Below are 4,458 nucleotides of genomic sequence, written 5' to 3'. Positions count from 1 at the left end.
TCCCTGCCCCGGCCCTTCGGGCCGCCGCGCGGGGCGACGGCCGTGCCCGTGCGCGGAAGGTACGACCCGTCGCGCCCGCAGTCCACCACCGCAGCACCACTTCCCGTTCCAGGAGACCCGCCTCATGGCCACCGTCCTCTCCCTCTCCGGCAGCCCGTCCCCGACCTCCCGCACCGCGCGCCTGCTGCGCCATCTCGACGCCCGTCTGACCGCGCAGGGGCATCAGGTCGTCCCGCTGGACGTCCGCACCCTGCCCGCCGAGGCGCTGCTCGGCGCCGACTTCGGCCACCCCGCGATCGCCCGGGCGACGGCCCTGGTCGCCGAGGCGGACGGCCTGGTGATCGGCACTCCGGTCTACAAGGCCGCCTACTCCGGTCTGCTCAAGTCGCTCCTCGACCTGCTCCCGCAGTACGCGCTGGCCGGCAAGACGGTGCTGCCGCTCGCCACCGGTGGGTCCACCGCACATGTGCTCGCCATCGACTACGCCCTCCGCCCGGTGCTGAGCTCCATGGGCGCAGGCCACATCGTCCAGGGCTGGTTCACCCTCGACAAGGACATCACCGTGGCCGAGGACGGCACGGTGACCGTCGCCGAGCCCGCCGCCGGCGCCCTGGAGGGCGTGGTGGACCAGTTCTCCGCCGCCCTCACGGACCGCGTCCGCCGGACCGTCGTCCGCGCCGTCGCCGCATGAACGACCGCCCCGCCACCCCGACCGCTCCGACCGCTCCCGAAAGGCGACCCCTGCGGTGAACCTCACCTTCCACTGGTTCATGCCCACCAACGGCGACAGCCGTGACATCGTCGGCGGCGGCCACGGCGTGCGCACCGGCGCGGCCGGGGCGGACCGGCCGGCCACCGTCGGCTACCTCACCCAGATCGCCCTCGCCGCCGAGGACCTGGGTTTCGTCGGCGCGCTGACCCCCACCGGCACCTGGTGCGAGGACGCCTGGCTGACCACCGCCATGGTCGCCCGCCACACGGAGCGCCTGAAGTTCCTGGTCGCCTTCCGCCCCGACTCCGTCTCGCCCACCCTCGCCGCCCAGATGGCCTCCACCTACCAGCGGCTCACCGGCGGGCGGCTGCTGGTCAACGTGGTGACCGGCGGCGAGAGCAGGGAACAGCGCGCCTACGGCGACTTCCTGGACAAGGACCAGCGCTACGAGCGCACCGACGAGTTCCTGCACGTCGTGCGCGGCCTGTGGGCGGGGGAGCGGGTCACCCGCACCGGCCGGCACCTGCGGGTGGAGGAGGCCGAGCTCAGCAGGCTGCCCGACCCGGCGCCGCGGATCTACTTCGGCGGCTCCTCGCCCCGCGCGCTGGAGGTCGCCGCGCGGCACGTCGACGTCTACCTCACCTGGGGCGAACCGCCCGCCGCCGTCGCGGAGAAGATCGCCCGCGTCCGGGCGCACGCCGAGGCCCAGGGCCGGCGGCTCCGGTTCGGCATCCGGCTGCACGTCATCACCCGCGACACCGCCGAGCAGGCGTGGGCGGAGACACGACGGCTGCTGGACGGCTTCGACCCGCGGACCGTGCGGGCCGTGCAGGAAGGGCTCGCCCGCAGCGAGTCCGAGGGACAGCGCCGCATGCTGGACCTGCACGGCGGCGGCTCCACCGACGGCCTGGAGATATACCCCAACCTCTGGGCCGGCATCGGCCTGGTCCGCGGCGGGGCCGGCACCGCACTGGTCGGCAGCCACGAGGAGGTCGCCGGCCTGATCGCGGAGTACCACGCCCTGGGGATCGACGAGTTCGTGCTCTCCGGATACCCGCACCTGGAGGAGGCCTACTGGTTCGGAGAGGGAGTTCTGCCCCGCCTCGCCTCGCGTGGACTGTGGACGCACCCGGCCCGCACGGCGTCCCCGACGCCGCCCGCGCCCCAGGTTCCCTTCGCTGCGGCGGCCGCGCGCTGACCGCGGGCACTCGTCGACCGCAGGCGCCCGCCGGCCACGCGCCGTCCGCGGACGCCGCACACGGCGGTGCGCCGGGCGGGGACCTCCTCCCGCCCGGCGCACCGGGAACCGTGGTGCCGTCCCGCGGCTACCCCTGGTCCGCCGCGAACGACGCCATCCAGGCCAGGGCCGCGTTCCAGTTCACCGTCAGTTCATTGGTGGACCAGGACTGGATGTCGTCCACGTAGCAGAACTGGCCGGTGCAGCCCCGCAGCAGGTTCTGCGCCACCGGGTCCTGGATGCTGGAGTTCGGGCCGCCGGAGAGCGTGCCCGCCGGCGGGTTGGGCAGGCTCGGCTCCAGCTGGTGGGCGTACCACCGGCTGTGCTGGTTCACCGAGGTGACGTCGCCGTAGCCGGTCACGTACGAGATGTTCAGCGCGTTGCGGCCCAGGACGTAGTCCATGCTCTGCAGCGCCCCGTCGCGGTAACGGCGGTCACCGGTCAGGTCGTACGCGGTGGCGATGACGTGCGCGTTGTTCAGGATCTGCGCGTTGGAACCCCAGTCGTAGACGTTGTCCTTGGGCGCGTACGGCAGGCCGTACGGGTGCTCGCGCAGGGTGGCCAGGTACGTGTCGGCGCCCTTGACCACCGAGGCGCGCACCGCCCGCAGGCCCGGGAGACGGTTCGGGACGGTGGCGAGGTCCAGCCGGCCGGCCGCCGCGGTGCGCTGCCAGTCGAAGCCGAGCGGGTTCCAGATGTCCGCCGTGTGGACCGGGGACTTGAGGATGTACCGCTCGTACTCGCTGTCACCGGTGGTCAGGTACAGCTGCACGGCCGCCCAGTAGAACTCGTCGGAGGCGTCGGTGTCCGGGTAGGCGCCGCCGCCGATGCCGTCGTTCGGGTCCGGCAGGAGGTCCGGGTGGGCCAGCGCGGCCCGCCAGGCGGTCTTCGCGGAGGCCAGGGACTCCTTGGCGAACGCCCGGTCGTAGGGACGGTAGAGGCGGGCGGCCTGGGCGGCGGTGGCCGCCAGGTTCAGCGTGGCCGTGGTGGTCGGCGGGTGCAGCTCACGCTTCTTCGGGTCCAGGTGCGGCATCAGCGGCAGCCCGGTCCACTCCGAGTCGTGGATCTTGTGGTGCGCCATGCCGGCCAGCGGCTGCCCGCTCGGCACCTGCATCTTCATCATGAACTCGAGCTCCCAGCGCGCCTCGTCGAGGACGTCGGGAACCCTGTTGCCGGACTCGGGGATCACCAGGCTGCCGTCGCGCAGCGTGCCCGGGCTGCCGGAGAAGGCGTGCAGGGAACGCTCGTAGGTGCGCAGCAGCTCCCAGGTGGAGATGCCGCCGTTGACGACGTACTTGCCGTGGTCACCGGCGTCGTACCAGCCGCCCGTCACGTCCAGGGAGTAGTCGCACACGCCTTCCTGGCACGGCACGTCGGTGTCGCCCTGGTTGGGCGCCTCGCCGACGTGGCCCGCCGGGCGGCCGTAGCCCGGACGCAGGTCGTCGCGGATCGCCTGGCCGGAGCGCTGCGTGTAGTAGAACTTCAGCGAGTCCAGCCGGAGCCGCTCGTAGGCGGTGGCGGAGATGTCGAAGGGGCGGCTGGTCTCGCCGTCGGCGACCAGCACGAAGTCCTTGCCCGAGCCACGGTAGGAGCCGAAGTCGACGGAGTGGACGTTCTGCCCGGAGGAGGCGTCGACGCCGCGCGGCACGGTCCTGCCACGGGCCACCGCCTTGCCCCCGGCGTTGCGCAGCTCCCATGGCAGGGCGGACGTCGCCTCGGTCACCACGGTCGCGTTCTTCGGCCCCTTGGGCAGGTAGCCGACCTGGTTGACGCGCACCCGCGGGCCGGTGTCCGGCTCGTACTTCTCCGGCGGCACACCGCCGACCAGGGAGATGTCGTCGAGACACATCCGCCACGCGTCGGCGCTGCCGCCGGCCTGGAAGGCCACCTGCCCCTGCGTGGTGTCGGCCGGGGCGGTGAAGGTGTAGGTGTAGTCGTTGCCGGAGACGCTCAGCTGGGGGCTGACCTCGAAGTAGGTGTCGTACGGCTCCACGGCCAGGCCCACCACGGCCCGCACCACGCGGTCCGCCGGGTTCCCGGTCGCCGAGAACGAGAAGCGGTAGGTCTGGCCCTCCTGCAGCGTGAGGTCGTTGTGGCCGACGATCGCGTCCCAGCGGTTGGCGGTGCCGCCGGGTATCGCGGCGCACATCTCCCCGTCCTCCAGGGCGGTGGTGACGTTCGCGCTGCTCCACCAGGGATCGGTGGACGTGTCGAAGGTGCCGTTCCTGATCAGCTCGACCTCGTCGGCGCCCGCCGGGCCGGCGGGCAGGGTGAGGGCGGCCGCCAGCATGGCCGTCGTCACGCCGAGCAAGGTGGTTCTGCGTCGTTTCACGTCCGGGGCTCCTCGGTCGCGTGGGGTGGTCACGGGCGTGCCCGACCGGGAGGCAGGCAGGTGGGAGCGCTCCCATCCCGGTAGGCGGTCATGCTCATGCACTTCTGATCCGGCGTCAATGGGGTGGACGGGACGGATGTGGGGGGCGGGAAGTAACGCGACGTCAGAGCGGTGGGG

General features: G+C 72.8%; 3 protein-coding genes. 2 read left to right on the top strand and 1 reads right to left on the bottom strand.

The window, feature by feature from the left end; translation table 11 throughout:
* The first annotated feature begins 124 nt into the window (after positions 1–124).
* Together ssuE and ACOV8S_RS23135 are read left to right on the top strand one after the other, a co-directional pair.
* Positions 125–691 carry an NADPH-dependent FMN reductase gene (ssuE, locus tag ACOV8S_RS23140; RefSeq protein ID WP_448319963.1) on the top strand — a complete coding sequence of 189 codons (567 nt, stop codon included), beginning with the start codon at positions 125–127 and terminating at the stop codon, positions 689–691.
* A gap of 55 nt (positions 692–746) precedes the next feature.
* Positions 747–1,910, top strand: coding sequence for an LLM class flavin-dependent oxidoreductase (locus ACOV8S_RS23135; RefSeq protein WP_448319962.1), 1,164 nt, complete (start codon positions 747–749; stop codon positions 1,908–1,910).
* A gap of 127 nt (positions 1,911–2,037) precedes the next feature.
* On the opposite strand, the gene ACOV8S_RS23130 is transcribed toward ACOV8S_RS23135, so the two are convergent.
* Positions 2,038–4,281, bottom strand: coding sequence for a glycoside hydrolase family 9 protein (locus tag ACOV8S_RS23130; RefSeq protein ID WP_448319960.1), 2,244 nt, complete (start codon positions 4,279–4,281; stop codon positions 2,038–2,040).
* Between the last annotated feature and the right edge of the window lie 177 nt (positions 4,282–4,458).

Source organism: Streptomyces sp. CO7, from assembly GCF_053474865.1.
Note: the sequence above shows the minus strand (reverse complement) of the source record. Positions and strands in the feature narration are given on the sequence as shown.